This window comes from Methyloceanibacter sp. (assembly GCF_050726195.1).
Taxonomy (GTDB): domain Bacteria; phylum Pseudomonadota; class Alphaproteobacteria; order Rhizobiales; family Methyloligellaceae; genus Methyloceanibacter.
This window is the reverse complement of record NZ_JBOHJC010000023.1, coordinates 1-18,931: the sequence shown is the minus strand read 5'-3', so window position 1 is coordinate 18,931 and position 18,931 is coordinate 1. Positions and strand designations below refer to the sequence as shown.

The following is an 18,931-nucleotide window of genomic DNA, read 5'->3' as shown; positions in this document are numbered from 1 at the left end:
CCTCCCCCGTCCAGCCGTTACCGAGCCGCCGCTAACAACGCGGGTCCGTGTCGAGCAGCGCGTAAAGCAGATGATCCTGCCACACGCCGTTGATCCGCAAATAGCGGCGCGCCAATCCTTCGCGCTTGAAGCCCGTCTTCTCCAAAAGCCGTATCGAGGCCGCGTTGGTCGGCAGGCACGCCGCCTCGAGCCGGTGCAACTCGAGCGTATCGAAAACGAAGGGTTCGACGGCGCGGACCGCAGCCGTCATATAGCCTTGCTGCGCATATTTGGCGCCGATCCAATAGCCGAGCGTGCACGATTGGGTCACGCCGCGGCGCACGTTGCAGAGCGTGAGGCCGCCGACCAGCGCGCCTGAGGCGGCGGCATAGATGAACAGGGCATAGCCGACGTCCTCGCGGAGATCGCGCTGATAGTGGCGCACGCGGCGCCGGAACGAGGCGCGAGACAATTCGTCGGTAGCCCAAAGCGGCTCCCACGGCATCAGGAATTCGCGGCTTGAGGCCCTGAGCTCGGCCCAGGCTGGGTAGTCGGACATTTGCGGTGTGCGCAGCATGACCCGCTCCGACTCGATGACCGGCCCAAAGTCACTCGCGGATGCAGTTCGCAACAACGCCATCGACGAAGACCCCCTTTAGGCCGCTTTGCTCGCCGGAACGGTGAATTTTTCAGCCACGGCCTCGAACCTTGCAACATGAAGAATGGGCCCTACCGTGGCAAGGCTAAGCGGCGAGACCAATAGGCACTCAACCAGCGATTGTAGATCGGCGGCCTCGACCGTTTCCACCTTGTCGATCAGCTCCTCGGTGGTCAGCACCCGGCCATGAACGAGTATCTGCCGGGCGAGCTGCTCGGCACGCATGGCGGAGCTTTCGAGCCCGGCGAGGAGCCCCATCTTGAGCTGGGCCTTTACTCGGGCAAGCTCCTTGGCGTCAAAACCCCCTTCGGCGGCGCGCTCAAGCTCGACGCGGATCACGGCGAACAGGTCGTGGGCTCGGTCGGGCGCACCGGCCGCATGGATCGCGAACATGCCGGTGTCGGAGAGGCCGGTCGAAAAGGCGTAGACCGAGTAGCAAAGCCCGCGCCGCTCGCGCACCTCTTGGAACAGCCGCGACGACATGCCGCCGCCGAGCGCGCCCGCGAGGATCTGCGCCGCGAAATAATCCGGGTGGCGGTAGTGCGGCGCCTGGAAGGCAAGCACGAGATGGGTCTGCTCGAAGGGCTTGGCGGAACGCCTGAACCCGCCGGAATAGGCCGCACTTTCCGGCTGCGGCGTCGTCGTCGCGATTAGGCCGGCGAGCCGCCGCTCGGCTTCCGCCACCAGCGCCGCATGGTCGACGGCACCCGCCGCGGCGAGGACCATGTTGGGCGCATGATAATGCGCGGCGAGATAGGCGCCGAGATGCGCGCGGTCGAAGCCGCTCACACTTTGTGCCGTGCCGAGGATCGGCCGGCCAACAGGCTGATCCGGAAATGCCGCCTCGGAGACGAGATCGAAGACTATGTCGTCGGGTGAATCCTGGGAGGCGGCGATCTCTTGCAGGATGACGTCACGCTCGCGGGCGAGTTCGTTGTGGTCGAAGATCGGCGCGAGGATGATGTCGCTCAAGATGTCGAGGGCAAGCGGCATGTCCTTGCGCATGACGCGCGCGTAATAGGCGGTCGCGTCGACGCTGGTCGCGGCGTTGAGGTCGCCGCCAACCGCCTCGATTTCCTCGGCGATGTCGCGGGCGCTGCGCCGCGCCGTGCCCTTGAAGGCCATGTGCTCGAGAAAATGAGCCACACCGTGCTCAGCCTGGCCCTCAGAGCGGCTGCCGGCGCCGATCCAGATGCCGAGGGACACCGTCTCGACCTCGGGCATGGCGTGGCTGACGACCGTCAAGCCATTGGCGAGCTGTGACCGCTCGACGCTCACGCCCGCACCTCCGCACGCGCCGGCACGGCGCGGCTGTGGCTGGCAATGAACTCAGCGACGGCGCCGAAATCGTTGGGCAAGGTCGTGCAGCGTTCGTGCTGGCCGAGCCTGAGCCGCAGGCGCTCGGGCTGCTCCGGCACGCGGCCGGTAGCGCGCTCGACGGCGCCAGGGAACTTGGCCGGGTGCGCGGTCGACAGCACGACCATGGGCGCTGGGCCGATCCCCTCCTCGCGGCGCGACGCGGCGATGCCGACCGCGGTGTGCGGGTCAACCAGCACGCCGGTCTCTTCGAAAATCCCCCGAATGGTCATCTCCGTATCGTGCTCGCCGATCGCATGCGCACCGAACAGATCGCGCAATCGACCGAGCTCCCCCTCACGCAAACGGAACGCGCCGGCGTTGCGCAGCTCCGCCATCAGCCCCCTCACCCGGGCAGCATCGCGGCCGGCAAGCTCGAACAACAGGCGCTCGAAATTGCTCGCAAGCTGGATGTCCATGCTCGGGCTTGAGGTGGCAACCACGCCTTGCGGCTCGTAGATTCCCGAGCCGAGCGCACGCGGTAAACTGTCGTTTAGGTTCGTGGCAATAACGAGGCGCGAGACCGGCAAGCCCATGGCGCGGGCGGCGTAACCTGCGAAAATATCTCCGAAATTTCCGGTGGGCACGGTGAAGGCGAGCGGCCGGTGCGGCGCGCCAAGACTGACGCCAGCGGTGAAATAATAGGGAATCTGCGCGAGAACCCGTGCGAAATTTATGGAGTTTACGCCGGTTAATGCGAGTCTATTGCGCAAGTCCTGAGCGTTGAACAGCGCCTTCAGAATCGCCTGGCAGTCGTCGAAGGTCCCCTCCACGGCGATGTTGTGGACGTTCGCCTCGGTGGCGGTGGTCATCTGCCGCCGTTGCACGTCGCTGATGCGGCCCTTGGGGTGGAGGATGAATACGTCGATGGCGTCGAGCCCGCGAAACGCCTCGATGGCCGCGGCGCCGGTGTCGCCGGAGGTGGCGCCGACCACGGTGGCGCGAGCGCCTTTGCGCAGCAGCGCGCGGTTCATCAGCCGCGACACCACCTGCATGGCGAGGTCCTTGAAGGCGAGGGTCGGACCGTGGAACAGCTCAAGCACGAAGGTGTTCGGCCCGATCTGGCGCAGCGGCGCTACGGCGGGATGGTGGAAGCTCTCATAGGCCTCCTGGAGCACCGGGCCGAGGTCGGCGGAGCAAGGATCGCCTTCGAGATAGGGGCTCATGACCCGGTAGGCGGCGTCTGCATAGTCGAGACCGGCGAGCGCGGCGATGTCAGCCGGCTCGAGCCGCGGCCACGCCTCCGGCATGAACAGCCCCCCGTCGCGGGCAAGCGCGGCCATCAGCGCTCCCTCGAAGGAGAGCGCCGGCGCCTCGCCGCGCGTTGAGATGAACTTCAAGATTTGCCTCTCACCGGGAAAAATGGGGGCTTTCGAGGCTGAACCCTAACGGCCGGAGGGTTCGCAAGCAACCAGGCCAAAGTGGGCTCGTTAAGACCGGTCGCCGCGGTAAGCGCCCCATACATAAACGCCGTAGACCGCGATAAGGCAGACCGCCAGGCCGAGCCAGGTGAGCGCGTATTGCAAATGGTTATTGACGAGCTTGAGCCTAGTCTGGCCGCCCTCGGGCCAGCCGCCGGGCACCTCACTCGCCTCGGCCTCCAGGAAGAACGGGGCAACCTCGACGGTGCCGCTGGGAAACATGGCGCGCGCCATGCCCGGCAAATCGCGCGTGAACCAGATATTCTTGTCAGGCTCGTTGTCCGGGATGAAGAGGCTTGGACTTTCCGGCGTGCGCACGAGCCCGGTCACGGTCACCACCTCCTGGATCTGGCCGAGCGCCCTCGAGGATGGATCGCGCAAAGCATCCGGCACGAAACCGCGATCGACCAGCACCACGGTACCGTCGACGGTCTCCAACGGGGTAACAACGTGCCACCCCTGCTTGCCGTCGAGCGACAGAGCGTAAAGATATTGCTCCCTGGCATGGTGGAAGCGGCCCTCGGCGCGTACACGATGGTAGCTCATGTTGCCCCCCTGGCCGGCGAGCGCGATCGCCCGGTCGAGGCGCATGGGCTTGGCGTTGGCGCGCGCCTCGATGCGGGCGATCAGCGCCTCCTTCCACTCGAGGCGCTCAAGCTGCCAAACGCCTAGCCCAATGAGGAGCGCAAGCGCCGCAAGGGCAAAGATCGTAAGCCTGATAAGTCCCGGTGTCCGCATCGCGAGCTCTAGTCGGAGGCGAACTTGGTCTCTTCGGCCTTGTGCCTGTACTGGAGGGCAATGAGCACGCCCTTGAAAGACCGAAGCAGGAGGAGAGGCAGGGCGACGGCTAGGCTGCCCCAGAGAAGTGCGTGTAGCCAATAAGGGGGCTTGTAGAAGACTTCCGCCAAGAGAGCGGCACCGACGACGATGAACCCGGTCACCAGAATGACGAAGACGGCAGGTCCGTCGCCGGAATCGGCGAAATCATAGTCGAGGCCGCAAACGTCGCAGCGCGGGGCGAGCGTGAGGTAGCCCGTGAGCAGCCTGCCGCGGTGGCACGCGGGACAGCGACCGATGAGGCCCGCCAAAATTGTGGAGCCAAGAGAATGCTGCTGGGTCTGTCTGTCGTCCATGAAACAAGTCTGTCCAAAATGAAAAGGGGGCGGCCGGCCGGCCGCCCCCGTGCAAGACGGTGTTCCGCCGCTAGTGCGCAGGATAGCTGGTGCCCGCTCCCCACACATAGATGCAGGTGAACAGGAACAGCCACACCACGTCGACGAAGTGCCAATACCACGCCGCCGCCTCGAAGCCAAAATGCTGCTTCGGCGAGAAGTGGCCCTGGAGCGCCCTGAACAGGCAGACGATCAGGAAGATCGTGCCGACGATCACATGGAAGCCGTGGAAGCCGGTCGCCATGAAGAAGGTCGAGCCGTAGATGTGGTGGGCGAAACCAAAGCCCGCATGCATGTACTCATAGGCCTGGAGCGCGGTGAACATGATGCCGAGCACGACGGTGCAGGCAAGCCCCCAGGCAAGGCCCTTGCGATCGTTGTGCAGCATGGCGTGATGCGCCCAAGTCACCGTCGTGCCCGACGTGAGCAGGATCAGCGTGTTGACGAATGGCAGGCTCCACGGATTGAAGGTGTGCCCGAAATAGCCAAGCCCCGAGACGCCGGTCTCGTCGCTCGGGATCGGAGGCCATTGCCCGCCGAGCACTTCGGTGCGTGCGTAGGTGACGGCATCGTCAGGAAACAGGGCGACGTCGAAATACGCCCAGAACCACGCCACGAAGAACATCACCTCGGAGGCGATGAATAGGATCATGCCGTAGCGGAGATGTAGCTGCACGACCGGCGTTTGGTAATGCTCGTGCGCCTCCCTGATGACGTCGCGCCACCAGCCGAACATGGTGAGGACGACAAGGGCGAAGCCCGGCAGCACATACCAGAGCTGCGGGTCGCCGGCCTTCTTCGACATGAAGTACATGAGGACGCCGATGGCGAGGGTGATCGCCCCGACCGCGCCGACGATGGGCCACGGGCTCGGATCAACGAGATGGTAGTCGTGTTGCGGTTTAGCGTGGGCGTCGGCCATCTTTGCGGTCCCCTTCTTCCCCAATCTCTCCTAGAGGCGCCTCTCTCGCGCCACTTGGCTCACGAACCCGATTTCTGACCCTGCGCCGCTGCGACGCCCGGAGGGTCGTCGTTGCGATAGAACGTGTAGGACAGGGTAATCTCGGAAATATTCCTGGTGCTCTCGTCCTCGACGATCTTCGGGTCGATGAAGAACGTCACCGGCATGTCGATGCTCTGACCCGCGGCAAGCGTCTGCTGCTTGAAGCAGAAACATTCGATCTTGGTGAAGTAACGCCCGGCGATCTCGGGCACGACGTTGAAGCCGGCGGTGCCGGTCACCGGCTTATCGGTCTCATTGCTCGCCTGGAAGAAAGCGAGCGCCGATTCGCCGATCTTCACCTCTACCGTCCGGTCGACGGGAGCGAACTTCCACGGCAGGGCGCGGTCGACATTGGCGTCGAAGTGGACGGTGATGGTGCGGTCGAGCACCTCGTCAGGCGCCATTTCGGCCTGCTGCGGAACGCCGCCATAGCCGGTCGCTTGGCAGAACATGCGGTACAGCGGCACGGCGGCGAAGGACAGGCCAACCATGGCGGCGACGAGGCCGGCCAGCGACAGGGCGACGAGGCCCTTGCGGTCTCGCTTATCGTTATGAGGCGTGTTGCCGGTCATGCCGCCCGCTCAGAGTCAAATGCTGCGAAGGGCGACGTTGCCGCCAAGCCGCACAATGGTGACGATAAAGAACAGCACAACGAGCGCCACGAGGATCCAGGCGATGGCCACCGATCTCCTGCGTTGACGGCGTTTGCGCTCGGCTTCCGCATCTTGCATCACGACGTCCAGTTAAGCGGCAGAGCGCCGCCGTCGATACCGAAGCCGTGCTCGATCAAAAGCGCGGCGAAGAGCAGGAAAAGGTATAGCACCGAATAGGCGAACAGGTGCTTTGCCGCCCGGTCCCCCGCCTCACCCTGCCGCTCGCGATAGCAATCGACGGCGAAGACGACGAAGAAGGCGCCGAGGATCGACGCCATGACGGTGTAGAGCAGGCCGCCAAGCCCGATGACGGCGGGCGCCATGCCGAGCGGCGCCAGGATCAGGCTATAAATCAGGATTTGCCGCCTGGTTTCGTCCGCACCATGCACGACGGGAAGCATGGGGACGCCGGCGCGGGCATAGTCGCGCGTGCGGAGCAGCGCCAAGGCCCAGAAATGCGGCGGGGTCCACATGAAGATAATGAGGAACAGGACGAAGGGCTCGAGGCCGATGCTGCCGGTGGCGGCCGCCCAGCCGATCATGGGCGGCACGGCGCCGGCGGCGCCGCCGATGACGATGTTCTGGGGCGTCGTCCGCTTCAGCCACATGGTGTAGACGAACACGTAGAAGGCGATGGTCAGCGCCAGCAGACCGCCGGCGACCCAATTCACCATCAAGCCGAGACAGAGCACCGAGCCCACGGCGAGCACGGCGCCGAAGCCGAGCGCCTCCTCCGGCGTGACGGCGCCTTGCGGCAGGGGCCGCGACGCGGTGCGCGCCATCGCCGCGTCGATATCGGCGTCGTACCACATGTTCAGCGCGCCGGAGGCGCCGGCGCCGACGGCGGTGCAGGCGAGCGCGGCGATGGCCAGGACCGGATGCATATCTCCGGGTGCGGCGACCAGGCCGACGAGCGCCGTGAACACCACGAGAAACATGACCCGAGGCTTCAGCAGCGCGACATAGTCGGCGATGTCGCCGCCGGTGGCGGCATCGAACCTGCCTGCAATCGCTGGGGCCGTCGCGTCGGACATCAACCTACCCACAAAGCGCCTCTACCCGAGCCATCCCGGTCATTTGACGCGCGGAAGCGTCTCGAAGGTGTGGAACGGCGGCGGCGATGGCAACGTCCACTCCAGGGTGGTGGCTCCCACGCCCCATGGATTGGCCCCGGCCGGCACCTTCCGGGCGAACTGCGCGGCGATGCCGTAGAGGAACACGAGGAAGCCGGCGAAGGCGATATACGAGCCGATCGACGAGACCATGTTCCAGCCGGCGTACGCATCCGGATAGTCGGCGTAGCGGCGCGGCATGCCGGCGAGGCCGAGGAAATGCTGCGGGAAGAAGGCGAGGTTCGCGCCGATGAACATCAGCCAGAAGTGCAGCTTACCGATCGCCTCGGAATACATGTAGCCGGTCATCTTCGGCGACCAGTAGTACCAAGCGCCGAAGACGGAGAACACGGCGCCGAGCGACAGCACGTAGTGGAAGTGCGCCACGACATAGTAGGTGTCGTGGAACGAGCGGTCGACGCCGGCATTCGACAGCACGACGCCGGTCACGCCGCCGATGGTGAACAGGAAGATGAAGCCGAGCGCCCACAGCATCGGCGTCTTGAACGACAGCGAGCCGCCCCACATGGTGGCGATCCACGAGAAGATCTTCACGCCGGTGGGCACGGCGATCACCATGGTGGCGAACACGAAATAGGCCTGCGTGTTCACGTCGATGCCGGCCGCGTACATGTGGTGGGCCCAAACCACGAAGCCGATCAGGCCGATCGCTACCATGGCGTAGGCCATGCCGAGATAGCCGAACACGGGTTTCTTCGAGAAGGTGGCAACGATCTGGCTAACCATACCGAAGCCCGGCAGAATTAAAATGTACACCTCGGGATGGCCGAAGAACCAAAACAGGTGTTGCCACAGCAGCGGATCGCCGCCACGGGCGGAATCGAAGAACGCCGTGCCGAAATTGCGGTCGGTCAGCAGCATGGTTATGGCGCCCGCCAGCACCGGCAGCGACAAGAGGAGCAGGAAGGCCGTCACCAGGACGGACCAAACGAACAGCGGCATCTTGTGCAGGGTCATGCCCGGCGCGCGCATGTTGAGGATGGTGGTGATGAAGTTGATGGCGCCGAGGATCGAGGAGGCGCCGGCGAGATGCAGCGCCAGAATGGCAAAATCCATGGCGATGCCGGGCGTGCCGCTGGTGGAGAGCGGCGCGTAGATGGTCCAGCCGCCGCCTACGCCGGAGGCGCCGGGAGCGCCCGGCATGAACAGCGACAGGACGAGAAGCGTGAAGGCCGCCGCCAGCAGCCAGAACGAGATGTTGTTGAGGCGCGGGAAGGCCATGTCCGGCGCGCCGATCATCAGCGGCACCATCCAGTTGCCGAACCCGCCCATAGTGGCCGGCATCACCATGAAGAACACCATGATCAGGCCGTGGGCGGTGACGAAGACGTTGAACATTTCCGGGTTGCCGAAGATCTGCATGCCCGGCTCCATGAGCTCGGCGCGCATGGCCATCGACAGCAGGCCGCCGATGACGCCGCCGACCAGCGCCAGCACGAGGTACATCGTGCCGATGTCTTTGTGATTGGTGGAGAACAGCCAGCGACCGATGCCGTACGGACGGTGGTCGTGATGGGCGGCTTCTGCGTGGGCGCTCTTTGCCATGACTGTTTTCCCTTATCGTCCTTGCTTTTCAGATCGCGGCCGATGCGGCCGGATGCTCATGCGATATTCCGATCCTAGTCGCGGACGGCGGCAACTTTTCCGTCGGTCTCAACCGCGGCCGACTTGTTCTTGGCGACCCACTCGGCGTACTCCGCTTCCGAGACCACGCGCACGGCTATCGGCATGAAGGCGTGATTGCGGCCGCACAGCTCGGAGCATTGGCCGTAGTAGACGCCTTCGCGCTCGGCGCGGAACCAGGTCTGTTGCAGGCGGCCCGGCACCGCGTCGAGCTTGACGCCGAACGACGGCACGGCCCAGTCGTGAATCACGTCGTTGGACTTGAGGCCGACGACCACGTTCTTGTTCACCGGCACGACCACCTCGCGGTTCACGGCAAGGAGGCGCGGCTGACCCTCTTTCAGGTCGGCCTCGGGCACCATGATCGAATCGAAGCGGATGCCCTCGTCGGGATATTCGTAGGTCCAGTACCACTGGCTGCCGGTGGCGGTGATGGAGACGTCGGCCTTGGGGAAGTCGTACTGGGCGAACAACAGCCGGAACGACGGGATGGCGATGGCGACGAGAATGAGGATCGGCAGCACCGTCCAGATGACCTCGAGCGGCGTGTTGTGCGAGGTGCGGGAGGGATTGGGGTTACGCTTCTCGTTGAAGCGCGCCATGACAAACACGAGGAGCGCGAGGACGAACACCGCGATCAGGGTGATGATGATGTTGACGTAGGTATGGAAGTCGGTGATCTGCGACATGACCGGGGTGGCGGATTCCTGGAAGGTTATCTGCCAGGGGCTCGGCTGGCCGTCGCCGGCCATCGCAGGGCCGGCCAAGGCAAGACTGCCAAGCGCAGCAAGAACCGTCAGCGTGCGGTGGAACATCGCCATCCCTTCACTCCTCGCCTGCTCCCTGGCCTTCCTCGCAAGACGAGGTCCGGCTCGATTGGTCGGGCATGGGCAGGCTCGCCCACGCCGCTCTGTCGAAAGGGGCGGCGCGCAATTCTTCGTCGCGAGTAAGGGCGTCGCCCCCAGATTTCATTGTTGCGCCGGTCCCCGCTGAATGCGGCGGGCCGGAGGTTGTTTTGTGTTTTTCAAATCATAAAGGATATAGATTGGCAACACTCATGATTTCAGGCGCCCGTGCGGCATATGCACGCTTGACGCACGACTTTTAGGCGCTTGCCGCGCCGGCTTGGCAGGCCCCGGGATATTTCCCAGCGGGAGTACCGTCGAAATTTGGCCCCAATACTCGGCGATGGCGGTTTTCCATGCTGCGCAGCGCCGCTTCACGCCGCCTCGGCTTGGGATTTATTGCGCATCGCTCCTATTCGCCCTTGAAAAGGCGGGAGCGGCCGGTTTTTGTGGTGCCCATGGCTGAAACGCCCCAATTGCCCCGCCCCGCGCCAAAATCGCGGCCGCTCGCCAAGCTCGGCCTGGCGCTTGCGCTAGCGGTCGGCCTTGGCAGCCATGTGGGGGCGCAAGGGGCATCGCCCGACGTGGTACCCGGCGCCACCGGCCCTGGCAGCGTGGTGCGCGAGACCCACGGCGCCTGGCAGGTGTCCTGCCGCACGCCCCCCGGCGCCAAGGAGGAGAAATGCGCGCTGGTGCAGAGCGTCACCGCTGAGGACCGGCCCAATGTCGGGCTGACCGTGGTGTTCTATAAAGCCATCGGCGAGAACAAGAAGCTGCTGCGCGTGGTGGTACCGCTCGGCGTGCTCTTGCCGACCGGGCTCGGCCTCAAGATCGACAATCAGGACGTGGGCAACGCGCCGTTCCTCAAATGCGGCAAGCGCGGCTGCGTGGCCGAGGTGGTGCTGCAGGACGAGGTGATCGGCAAGCTCAAGTCCGGCGAGACGGCGATGTTCATCATCTTCGACACGCCGGAAGCCGGCATCGGCATCCCCGTCTCCCTGCAAGGCTTCTCCGACGCCTTCGCCAGCCTGAAATAGCCGCGGCCCCTTCAGCGCAAAAAAATCGGCGGCAGAAAAGGAGAGATCTGCCGCCGATCCATCCGTCTTGGGGGACGGACAAACGTCCCATTCCGTGCAGGGTCGCGGAAAGGACGAGACTTGGCCATTATATGGTTAGCCCCTGCCGGCTTTCAAGATTGGGGTAGGCGCGCGGGCCGCCTCTTCTTCGGACCCGTCTCATTCTCGACGCCGTTCGGAGTAGACTGGCAGCGGTTAGACGATGGGAGGGTCCCGGATGGGGTGGAGGCGGTACGGCCCAATCATCGCCGTTCTGCTGCTTGCAGGCGTTGCGCCTGATCGCAGCGGCGGCGAGGCGGCGCCTCCCGGACCGGGCAAGATCGTTGCGACCTATGATACCGCCCTTGGGGGCGTCAGCCTCGGCACGTTCCAGGTGACCGCGACGTTCAAGGGGGGCGCCTACGAGATGGCGGCGGACGGCAAGTTCTCGCTGCTCGCGGGGCTGCTCTATAGCGTATCCGGCAAGACGACGAGCCGCGGCGAGCTCACGGAAGCGGCGCCGCAACCGGCGAGGTTCACCCTCGAGTACAAGGGCGACAAGAAACGCGAGCAGCGCCGCTTGAGCTTCCGCGACGGCACTGTCAGCGACGTCATTATCGTGCCCAAGAAGAGGCGGAAGCGCGACGTCCCCATCAGCGCGAAGCAGCTCAAGAACGTGCTCGACCCGCTCACGGCCGCGTTCCTCGCCCTGCGCTCCGACGCGCCTGCCGGGAATCAACAGGTCTGCAATCAGACCATCCCGATATTCGACGGCAGGCAGCGCTTCGACATCGTTCTTTCGCCAAAGCGGATCGAAAGCCTCAAGGACGCGTCGTCCGGCGCGCTGCCCGGTCCCGCCGCGGTTTGCCAAGTGCAGTACCAGCCGATCGGCGGCTACCGGCCTGACCATCCCGGCGTGCAGTTCATGACCAAAACCGAAGACATCGAAGCCTGGCTCGTGCCCGTCCCGCGTACGGGCTTCCACTTTCCCTACAAGATCCTCATACCGACGGCCTGGGGCACAGGTTCGATCACGCTCACCAGCATCAGCGCCAAGCTCGGTGAACCGCAACGCGCCTCGGCGCCTTAGCGCGTCTCACAAGTTCCCTTCTAGTACGGCGTGCCCTTCGCCTCCCGTTGCGCTTTCAGCGCCTCGGCGTACCAGACGAACTCATTCAGGAAGCGGTCGGCGGCCTTGTCGATCCATGCCTCGTTGACCGATCCGTCGTCATTGAGCGCGCTGCCGATAGTTGGAATCGCGAGCGTCGATGGCACGCTCGGCATGCCCATCTCGGCAAGGATGGTCCTTAGTGCTACGGCCGCCCGCACGCCGCCAAAGCGTCCGGCCGAATAGGCGACGATGGCCGAGGGACGCCAGAAATATTCTTCGAGAAAGTGGTCGAGCAGATTTTTCAGGGCGGGCGGCACCGACTGATTGTACTCGCCGGTGACAATGACAAAGCCGTCGGCACGGCGGAAAAGGTCGGCCAGTTCCTCAAGCAGAGGCGGCGCCTCGCCCTTGGGATGCTCCTTGTACATGCGGTCGAGCAGCGGCAGCTCCTTCTCGCAAGGATCGACCAGGACCGGCGCGTCGTGGCGCGCCTTTAGCTTCCCAATGATGTAGCGCGCCGCCTTGATGCCTTGGCGATCGCGGCGCACCGAGCCCAGTATGACGGGAAACAGAAGTGGCACGAGCCGCGTCTCCTTTAGAGCGCCTGAGTCTCGAACAGACGATCGATGTTTCCTTGCCACGGGCCGCGATAGGCGGTGAGCAGCTCGTCGGCCGGAGATTGTCCGTCTTCGAGGATCTCCCACAGGCGCTTGAGTGCGCGGGTCTCGTCCTCGCCGCTATCGCTCAGACGCGCGCGGCGCTTCAGGCCGTCTTGCGCCAAGGTCAGCATCTCGCGCGCGACATGGCGGAGCGTGCGATCCCTGAACGGCGTGGCAAGGCCGAGCCGCGGGACGGCGTCGCGCATGGCCTGGCGCTCTTTCGCCGTCCAGTTGGCGATGAGGTCGGAGGCGCCGTCGAGCGCCGTCTTATCGTAGAGAAGTCCGGCCCACAGCGCCGGCAAAGCCAGAAGCTCGCGAAACTGGCCGGCGTCGGCGCCGCGCATTTCGAGGAAGCGCTTGAGGCGGACCTCGGGGAACAGAGTCGTCAGATGATCGACCCAGTCGTTCATGGTGGCGCGCACGCCGGGCAACGCGGCAAGCTTGCCAGCCATAAAGTCGCGGAACGAGGCGCCGGCGACGTCGATGTAACGGCCGTCGCGGTAAACGAAATACATCGGCACGCCGAGGGCGTAGTCCACGTAGCGCTCGAAGCCCATGCCGTCCTCGAAGGCGAAAGGCAGCATGCCGGTGCGGTCAGGGTCGGTGTCGCGCCACATTTCGGCGCGGTAGGACTGGAAGCCGTTTGGCTTGCCGTCGGTGAAGGGCGAGTTGGCGAACAGCGCCGTGACCACCGGCTGGAGCGCAAGGCCGACACGAAGCTTCTTGACCATGTCGGCTTCGTCGCTGAAATCCATGTTCACCTGGACGGTGGCGGTGCGGAACATCATGTCGAGGCCATGGCCGCCGCGCTTCGGCATGTAGCGCATCATGATGCGGTAGCGCTCCTTGGGCATGAGCGGCGTCTCGTCGAGCGTCCATTTCGGCGAGAAGCCGAGACCAAGGAAGCCGATGCCAAGCTCGCGCGCTACCTCGCCGACTTGCGAGAGATGCTGACGAAGCTCCTCCTCGGTCTCGTGAATAGTGGCGAGAGGCGCGCCGGACAGTTCGAGCTGGCCGCCCGGCTCGAGGCTGATGGCCCCGCCCTTGGGACAATCGAGGCAAGAGAGCGCGATGATGTTGCCGTCCTCGCGGATCGGCTCCCAGCCGAAGCGCTTATGGTGCGCCTCGAGCAACGCGGCGATGCCGCGCTCGCCGAGATAGGGGACGGGAGAGCGATCCTTGACGTTGAAGCCGAACTTCTCGTGCTCGGTGCCGATCGCCCATTGGGCCTCCGGCTTGGACCCCGTCTCGAGATAAGCGACAAGCTCGTCCCGCGACTCGATGACGGGGCTCTGCGGCCCACTCACTCGTGTCGACATCGAGAGAACTCCGCTTGGATCGAGGGAACGTGGCTCGGGATTTGGGAGGCTAAGGTCCCGACGGGGCACTCTATATCGCGCGGGGCCCCCTGCCCGGCAAGGGGCACTTGCAATCAATCACATATTGCTGATCTGCCCCCACGTACAGGCCTCACACCATCATCCGGTAGTAGAGGTCGAACATGATCCAGAAGCTGCCGCCGAGCATGATGCAGATGAGCACGGCGGCGAAGGCGAGCGCGATCAGGTTCTCGCGCGGCGTGGAGACGAAGCCGATATGCAGGAAGAAGCGCAAGTGTACCAGGATCTGGAGGAGCGCGGCCACGGCGATGATCACGAGGGTGGTGAACCGGGGCAGAGCTCCCATGGCGACCAAGGTGAAGGGAATCGCGGTCAGGAGAAGGGCGAGCCCGAGACCGATCAGATAGGGCCTGATGCTGCGTTCGACGGGAAAACCGCTGGCGTCCATCACAATATCCCCGGCAGGTAGACGACGGAAAAGATGGCGACCCAGATGATGTCGAGGAAGTGCCAGAACAGCCCGAGCCGGGCGAGCCGCGAGATGACGGGCGTGGTCAGGCCCTTGACCAGAACCTGTCCGATCATCACCAGGATCCAAAGGATGCCAATGCTCACGTGAAGGCCGTGGGTGCCGACGAGAGTGAAGAAGGCGGAGAGGAAGCCGCTGCGGTCGGGCCCTGCGCCTTGCGCGATCATACCCCAGAACTCGCCGATCTCGAGCGCGATGAAGCAAAGGCCGAGCGCCACGGTCACGGCGAGCCAGAGCAGCACGCGCGATCTGTCGCCCAAGGCCATGGCCACGGCGGCGACGCCGAACGTGGTGCTGGAGAGGAGCAGCACGAGGGTCTCGGCGGCGGCGCGCTCAAGGCTGAACAACTCCTTGCCTGTCGGACCGCCCGCGGTGTTGCCCAGCATCACCACATAGGTGGCGAACAGCAGCGCGAAGATGATGGCGTCGCTCATGAGATAGAGCCAGAAGCCGAACGCCTTTTCTTCGTACCTGGCGGCGGGAACCGGCACAGGCGCCGCGTCGGTCATGGTCGATGCCCCCGCGGTCATGTTGAGGCCTCCGGCACCGGCGCCCCGGCAAAGCCGGGGTCGGTCTCCATTTCGTTCTTCGGCGCCTTGGCCAATTGCGCGAAGCGCGCATCCTCGATGGCCTTCACCTTGCTCGCCGGCATGACGTAATCGCTGTCGTCGTCGGAGGCGCGGACGATGATGGCGAGCGCGATCGCCGCGAGGCAGAGAATGGCGAGCCACCAGATGTACCAGACCACGGCGAAGCCGAACACGAAGGCGGTGCCGCCGATGAAGGCGCCGATGAAGGTGTTCTTGGGGATGACGATGTCGTCGTAGCGGTCAGGGCGCTCATAGGCGAGCCCGCGCTGCTTCATGTCCCACCACGCATCGACGCTCTCGACCTGCGGCAGTACGGCGAAGTTATAGGGTGCGGGCGGCGACGAGGTGGCCCACTCCAGGGAGCGGCCGTTCCACGGATCGCCGGTCAGATCGAGGGCCAGCCGCCGGTCCCTGACGCTGACCCAGAGCTGCACGACGAGACAGACGATGCCGAGGAAGATGATGAAGGCGCCGATGGCCGCGACGATGAGATGCGGCTGCCAAGCGGCGATGTCGTAGTGCTCCATGCGGCGCGGCATGCCGAGCAGGCCGAGCACATAGAGCGGCATGAAGGCGAGATAGAAGCCGACGATCCAGCACCAGAACGACCACGCGCCCCATTTGGCGTCGAGCTTGAAGCCGAACGCCTTGGGGAACCAGAACATGTAGCCGGCGAGATAGCCGAACAGCACGCCCGGGATGATCATGTTGTGGAAATGAGCGATCAGGAACGTGGTGTTGTGCATCAGATAGTCGACCGGCGGCAGCGCAAGCAGCACGCCCGACAACCCGCCGATGACGAAGGTGACGATGAAGCCGATGGTGAACAGCATCGGCGGCCGGAAGATGATGCGGCCGCGATACATGGTCAAAAGCCAGTCGAACACCTTAACGCCGGTGGGCACGGCGATGATGGTGGTCATGATGCCGAAGAACGAATTGACCTCGGCGCTCGAGCCCATGGTGAAGAAGTGATGCAGCCAGACGCTGAACGACAAGATGCCAATGGCCATGGTGGCGAGCACGAGCGAGACATAGCCGAACAGGCGCTTCTGGCTGAACGTGGCCACGACCTCGGAGAATACGCCGAAGGCCGGCAGGATGAGGATGTAGACCTCGGGATGACCCCACAACCAGAACAGGTTGATGTAGTTCATCATGTTGCCGCCCATGGCGTTGGTGAAGAAGTGCATGCCGAAGGTGCGGTCGAGCGCCAGCATGCCGCAGACCACGGTCAGCGCCGGAAAGGCGAAGATCATCAGCACGCTGGTGACGAACACCGTCCAGGTGAACAGCGGCATGCGGAACAGGGTCATGCCCGGCGCGCGGCATTTGATGATGGTGACGAGGAAGTTGATGCCGCTCATGGTCGAGCCGATGCCCGAGATGAGCACCGCCCACAGCCAATAGTCGACGCCGACACCGGGGTTGTATTCGGCGCCGGAGTAAGGCGGATAGCCGGACCAGCCGGCAGTGGAGAACTTGCCGATGACCAGCGACACCAGCACGAGGCCGGCGCCAGCGCTGGTGAGCCATAGGCTCACCGCATTCATGAAGGGAAAGGCCACGTCGCGCGAGCCGATCTGCTGCGGCATGACGAGATTGATCAGCCCCGACAGGAACGGCATCGCCATGAAGAAGATCATGATGGTGCCGTGCGAGGAGAAGATCTGGTCGAAATGCTCGGGCGGCAGGTAGCCCTCGCTGTCGTAGGCGATGGCCTGCTGGCTGCGCATCATCGCGGCGTCGATGAAGCCGCGCGCCAGCATGACGAGCGCGACCATGATGTACATGATGCCGATCTTCTTGTGGTCGATGCTCGACACCCAGTCGAACAGCACGAGCCGCCAGGCGCCGAAATAAGTGATAACCGCCACGACGGAGAGCGCGCCGAGCACGGTGACGGCGGCGCCCGACGCGGCGATGGCGCTGTAGAACGGCAACGAATCGAGGGTCAGTCTGCCGAACAGGTCCACTGCTCCCCCCCTATTCGGCCCCGGCGCTCATGCCGGAGTGCGTGTCGCCGTGGGTGTATTTGGCGATGATGGAGTCGAACAGATTGGGCTCGACGCCGGAGTAATAGGTGACCGGCACTTTCTCGCTCGGCTTGGCGAGCTGGTCGTAGGTCGACGCATCGAGGGTATCGGAGGACTGCTTCACCTTCGCCACCCAGGCGGCGAAGTCGTCCTTGGTGGTGGCGATGGCGTCGAACTGCTGATCGGCGAAACCGCGCCCGCTATATTGGACGTTCCGGCCCCAGAAGCGCCCGGGCTCGTCGGCGAGGAGATTGAGCCGCGTCTGCATGCCGGCCATGGCGTAGATCTGGCCGCCGAGCGCCGGGATGACGAACGAGTTCATCACCGTGTCGGAGGTGATCCTGAGCGCTAGGGGCTGCCCTGCCGGAAACACCAGCTCGTTGACGACGGCGATGTTCTGGTCGGGATAGATGAACAGCCACTTCCAGTCCTGCGCCACCGCCTCGACATTTAGCGGGGCCACGCCGGGATCGACAGCCTTGTAGGGATCGAGCCGATGGGTGGCCGCGTAGAGATGGAAGCCGAGCCAGACGATGATCGCCGCCGGCACCGCCCAGACCAGGATCTCGACGGGCCAGTAATAAGCGAGGTTCGGCGTGTAGCGGGCGCCGCGGTTGGTGCCGCGATAGCGCCAGGTGAACAGCGCCGCCATGACGAACACCGGCACGATCACGATCATCATGATGACGATGGCGTCGAACATGAGATCGCGCTCGGCGAGCGTGACCGGACCTTTGGGGTCGAGAACGGGGCCGTCGAGCACACTGCAGCCGCCGCATAGCAGGGCCACGGCGAAGGTCAGCGCCACTCTCTGCGATCGATAGGCAAGCGTTCGTGTCACCATCACGCCTTGCGGTTCGATTGAGCAGTCGGTGTCTTTAGTCCAAGGCTAGTCGTTTATGAGCGATTCGGCGAGCGTAAATGGCCGCAAGCGGAGTCATTGTGAAAAATGCGTCATGGACTGTCTCAGAGCCTGATCAGCGCCAATCGCCGAGCACGGCGTTGACCAGCGCGAGGCAGGCGACGGCGGCGGTGTCGGCGCGCATCACGCGAGGCCCAAGCGAAATTGGCAGCACATGCGGCTGGCGCAGCAGGCGTGCACGTTCCTCCGGTTCGAAGCCGCCCTCGGGGCCGATCAGCACGGCGAGCGGACGCGGGGCTTCAGCGCGGAGCGTCTCGAGCGGCGAGGCGGCGGGCGCGGCCTCGTCGGCGAAGATGAGGAGGCGCTCCGCATCCCATTCGGCAAGCAGCCTGTCGAGCTTCAGCGGCTCGGCGACGTCAGGCACATTGAGAATGCCGCATTGCTCGGCGGCCTCGATGGCATTGGCGAGGAGGCGGCCGGTGTTGACCCGCTCGGCCACCGTGCGGCGGGTGATCACCGGCTGGAGCAAGCTCGCGCCCATCTCCGTCGCCTTCTGCGCCATATAGTCGAGGCGCCCGCGCTTGATCGGCGCGAAGAGGTAATGGAGGTCGGGGCCCCTCTCCTGCGGTCGCGTCTGATTCTCGATGGTGGCGATCGCCTTCTTCTTGCCGAGGGCGGTCAGAGATGCGCACCATTCGCCATCGGCGCCGTTGAACAGGAGCACGGGGTCGCCGGCCTTGAGGCGCAGCACATTGCCGAGATAGTGCGCCTGCTCCGCTTCGAGCGCGATCTCGGCGCCGGCGGCGAGCGGCGACTTGACGTAGAGGCGGTGGAGCTTGGTGGGCATCGTGACTACGTCATTAAAGGCTCCGCAGACCAGCAACAACACCTCTCCCCTGTGGGGAG

Annotated in this window: 19 protein-coding genes; 2 read left to right on the top strand and 17 right to left on the bottom strand. The window is 64.5% G+C overall.

Annotated features, from left to right (window positions below):
- Positions 1–31: 31 nt before the first annotated feature.
- From ACRECX_RS14265 to coxB, 10 genes are all read right to left on the bottom strand, one after another.
- On the bottom strand, positions 32–619 hold the full coding sequence (locus ACRECX_RS14265) for a GNAT family N-acetyltransferase (protein WP_431559509.1): 588 nt from the start codon (positions 617–619) through the stop codon (positions 32–34).
- Between the two features lie 15 nt (positions 620–634).
- On the bottom strand, positions 635–1,915 hold the full coding sequence (locus tag ACRECX_RS14260; RefSeq protein WP_431559508.1) for a M16 family metallopeptidase: 1,281 nt from the start codon (positions 1,913–1,915) through the stop codon (positions 635–637).
- Positions 1,912–3,333, bottom strand: coding sequence for a threonine synthase (gene thrC, locus ACRECX_RS14255; protein WP_431559507.1), 1,422 nt, complete (start codon positions 3,331–3,333; stop codon positions 1,912–1,914). Before thrC ends, ACRECX_RS14260 begins: the two co-directional genes overlap by 4 nt.
- Before the next feature lie 90 nt (positions 3,334–3,423).
- The gene (locus ACRECX_RS14250) at positions 3,424–4,152 is read right to left on the bottom strand and encodes an SURF1 family protein (RefSeq protein ID WP_431559506.1); all 729 of its coding nucleotides are present in this window, start codon (positions 4,150–4,152) and stop codon (positions 3,424–3,426) included.
- An 8-nt stretch (positions 4,153–4,160) separates the two neighbouring features.
- Positions 4,161–4,547 carry a DUF983 domain-containing protein gene (locus ACRECX_RS14245; RefSeq protein WP_431559505.1) on the bottom strand — a complete coding sequence of 129 codons (387 nt, stop codon included), beginning with the start codon at positions 4,545–4,547 and terminating at the stop codon, positions 4,161–4,163.
- A gap of 70 nt (positions 4,548–4,617) precedes the next feature.
- On the bottom strand, positions 4,618–5,508 hold the full coding sequence (locus tag ACRECX_RS14240; RefSeq protein WP_431559504.1) for a cytochrome c oxidase subunit 3: 891 nt from the start codon (positions 5,506–5,508) through the stop codon (positions 4,618–4,620).
- Positions 5,509–5,567: 59 nt separating this feature from the next.
- The gene (locus ACRECX_RS14235; RefSeq protein WP_431559503.1) at positions 5,568–6,161 is read right to left on the bottom strand and encodes a cytochrome c oxidase assembly protein; all 594 of its coding nucleotides are present in this window, start codon (positions 6,159–6,161) and stop codon (positions 5,568–5,570) included.
- Positions 6,162–6,319: 158 nt separating this feature from the next.
- Entirely contained in the window at positions 6,320–7,276 is a 957-nt protein-coding gene (locus tag ACRECX_RS14230; protein WP_431559502.1) for a heme o synthase, read from the bottom strand.
- A gap of 39 nt (positions 7,277–7,315) precedes the next feature.
- On the bottom strand, positions 7,316–8,920 hold the full coding sequence (gene ctaD / locus ACRECX_RS14225) for a cytochrome c oxidase subunit I (RefSeq protein WP_431559501.1): 1,605 nt from the start codon (positions 8,918–8,920) through the stop codon (positions 7,316–7,318).
- A gap of 74 nt (positions 8,921–8,994) precedes the next feature.
- Positions 8,995–9,819, bottom strand: coding sequence for a cytochrome c oxidase subunit II (gene coxB / locus ACRECX_RS14220; protein WP_431559500.1), 825 nt, complete (start codon positions 9,817–9,819; stop codon positions 8,995–8,997).
- Between the two features lie 482 nt (positions 9,820–10,301).
- Between coxB and ACRECX_RS14215 the strand changes: the two genes are divergently transcribed.
- Both ACRECX_RS14215 and ACRECX_RS14210 read left to right on the top strand, forming a co-directional pair.
- On the top strand, positions 10,302–10,880 hold the full coding sequence (locus ACRECX_RS14215; RefSeq protein ID WP_431559499.1) for an invasion associated locus B family protein: 579 nt from the start codon (positions 10,302–10,304) through the stop codon (positions 10,878–10,880).
- Positions 10,881–11,136: 256 nt separating this feature from the next.
- Positions 11,137–11,988, top strand: a complete 852-nt coding sequence (locus ACRECX_RS14210; RefSeq protein WP_431559498.1) for a DUF3108 domain-containing protein — start codon at positions 11,137–11,139, stop codon at positions 11,986–11,988.
- 20 nt (positions 11,989–12,008) lie between these two features.
- On the opposite strand, the gene ACRECX_RS14205 is transcribed toward ACRECX_RS14210, so the two are convergent.
- The 7 genes from ACRECX_RS14205 to ACRECX_RS14175 all read right to left on the bottom strand — a co-directional run bounded on the left by ACRECX_RS14205 (position 12,009) and on the right by ACRECX_RS14175 (position 18,872).
- On the bottom strand, positions 12,009–12,590 hold the full coding sequence (locus tag ACRECX_RS14205; protein ID WP_431559497.1) for an NADPH-dependent FMN reductase: 582 nt from the start codon (positions 12,588–12,590) through the stop codon (positions 12,009–12,011).
- 14 nt (positions 12,591–12,604) lie between these two features.
- Positions 12,605–13,987 carry a glutamate--cysteine ligase gene (locus tag ACRECX_RS14200; RefSeq protein ID WP_431559496.1) on the bottom strand — a complete coding sequence of 461 codons (1,383 nt, stop codon included), beginning with the start codon at positions 13,985–13,987 and terminating at the stop codon, positions 12,605–12,607.
- A gap of 151 nt (positions 13,988–14,138) precedes the next feature.
- Positions 14,139–14,456 carry a cytochrome o ubiquinol oxidase subunit IV gene (cyoD, locus tag ACRECX_RS14195; protein WP_431559495.1) on the bottom strand — a complete coding sequence of 106 codons (318 nt, stop codon included), beginning with the start codon at positions 14,454–14,456 and terminating at the stop codon, positions 14,139–14,141.
- Positions 14,456–15,067 (bottom strand): cytochrome o ubiquinol oxidase subunit III, encoded by a 612-nt coding sequence (gene cyoC / locus ACRECX_RS14190; protein WP_431559494.1) that lies wholly within the window; start codon positions 15,065–15,067, stop codon positions 14,456–14,458. Before cyoC ends, cyoD begins: the two co-directional genes overlap by 1 nt.
- A complete protein-coding gene (locus ACRECX_RS14185) occupies positions 15,064–17,097 on the bottom strand; it encodes a cbb3-type cytochrome c oxidase subunit I (RefSeq protein ID WP_431559538.1) in 2,034 nt (677 codons plus the stop codon). The genes cyoC and ACRECX_RS14185 overlap by 4 nt, the downstream gene beginning before the upstream one ends.
- Positions 17,098–17,113: 16 nt before the next feature.
- Positions 17,114–18,007: a ubiquinol oxidase subunit II gene (gene cyoA / locus ACRECX_RS14180; protein WP_431559493.1), complete on the bottom strand. Its 894-nt coding sequence runs from the start codon at positions 18,005–18,007 to the stop codon at positions 17,114–17,116.
- Positions 18,008–18,140: 133 nt separating this feature from the next.
- Positions 18,141–18,872 (bottom strand): 16S rRNA (uracil(1498)-N(3))-methyltransferase, encoded by a 732-nt coding sequence (locus ACRECX_RS14175; protein ID WP_431559537.1) that lies wholly within the window; start codon positions 18,870–18,872, stop codon positions 18,141–18,143.
- Positions 18,873–18,931 lie beyond the last annotated feature (59 nt).

What these genes read in the sequence shown, in the direction of transcription:
- ACRECX_RS14265 (WP_431559509.1), bottom strand. Translation starts at nt 619, where the DNA reads ATGGCGTTGTTGCGAACTGCATCCGCGAGTGACTTTGGGCCGGTCATC.
- ACRECX_RS14250 (WP_431559506.1), bottom strand. Translation starts at nt 4,152, where the DNA reads ATGCGGACACCGGGACTTATCAGGCTTACGATCTTTGCCCTTGCGGCG.
- ACRECX_RS14245 (WP_431559505.1), bottom strand. Translation starts at nt 4,547, where the DNA reads ATGGACGACAGACAGACCCAGCAGCATTCTCTTGGCTCCACAATTTTG.
- ACRECX_RS14240 (WP_431559504.1), bottom strand. Translation starts at nt 5,508, where the DNA reads ATGGCCGACGCCCACGCTAAACCGCAACACGACTACCATCTCGTTGAT.
- ACRECX_RS14235 (WP_431559503.1), bottom strand. Translation starts at nt 6,161, where the DNA reads ATGACCGGCAACACGCCTCATAACGATAAGCGAGACCGCAAGGGCCTC.
- ACRECX_RS14230 (WP_431559502.1), bottom strand. Translation starts at nt 7,276, where the DNA reads ATGTCCGACGCGACGGCCCCAGCGATTGCAGGCAGGTTCGATGCCGCC.
- ctaD (WP_431559501.1), bottom strand. Translation starts at nt 8,920, where the DNA reads ATGGCAAAGAGCGCCCACGCAGAAGCCGCCCATCACGACCACCGTCCG.
- coxB (WP_431559500.1), bottom strand. Translation starts at nt 9,819, where the DNA reads ATGGCGATGTTCCACCGCACGCTGACGGTTCTTGCTGCGCTTGGCAGT.
- ACRECX_RS14215 (WP_431559499.1), top strand. Translation starts at nt 10,302, where the DNA reads ATGGCTGAAACGCCCCAATTGCCCCGCCCCGCGCCAAAATCGCGGCCG.
- ACRECX_RS14210 (WP_431559498.1), top strand. Translation starts at nt 11,137, where the DNA reads ATGGGGTGGAGGCGGTACGGCCCAATCATCGCCGTTCTGCTGCTTGCA.
- ACRECX_RS14200 (WP_431559496.1), bottom strand. Translation starts at nt 13,987, where the DNA reads ATGTCGACACGAGTGAGTGGGCCGCAGAGCCCCGTCATCGAGTCGCGG.
- cyoD (WP_431559495.1), bottom strand. Translation starts at nt 14,456, where the DNA reads ATGGACGCCAGCGGTTTTCCCGTCGAACGCAGCATCAGGCCCTATCTG.
- cyoC (WP_431559494.1), bottom strand. Translation starts at nt 15,067, where the DNA reads ATGACCGCGGGGGCATCGACCATGACCGACGCGGCGCCTGTGCCGGTT.
- cyoA (WP_431559493.1), bottom strand. Translation starts at nt 18,007, where the DNA reads ATGGTGACACGAACGCTTGCCTATCGATCGCAGAGAGTGGCGCTGACC.
- ACRECX_RS14175 (WP_431559537.1), bottom strand. Translation starts at nt 18,872, where the DNA reads ATGCCCACCAAGCTCCACCGCCTCTACGTCAAGTCGCCGCTCGCCGCC.